Genomic DNA, 237 nt, shown 5'->3' on the forward strand with positions numbered 1-237 from the left:
CACGTCGTCGGTGTGGCCATGGCGATGGACTACCGAGACGAGTCACGAGTTGCTGTCGCGCACTTTGGCGACGGTGCAACGAGTGAGGGAGACTTCCACGAAGCACTGAACTTCGCCGGCGTCTTCGACGTTCCTGCACTCTTCGTCTGCAACAACAACCAGTGGGCTATCTCGACCCCTCGAGACCGACAAACTGCGAGTCGAACGTTTGCGCAGAAGGCAGACGCCTACGGATTC

The 237-nt window shown here is 59.1% G+C and carries 1 protein-coding gene; it reads left to right on the forward strand.

What is annotated here, in order from left to right; all coding sequences use genetic code 11:
- Window positions 1-237, forward strand: a 237-nt coding sequence (locus tag AUR66_RS14190) for a thiamine pyrophosphate-dependent enzyme (protein WP_269432595.1), incomplete at both ends; no start/stop codon positions are given.

Source organism: Haloferax profundi (assembly GCF_001469865.1).
Classification (GTDB): domain Archaea; phylum Halobacteriota; class Halobacteria; order Halobacteriales; family Haloferacaceae; genus Haloferax; species Haloferax profundi.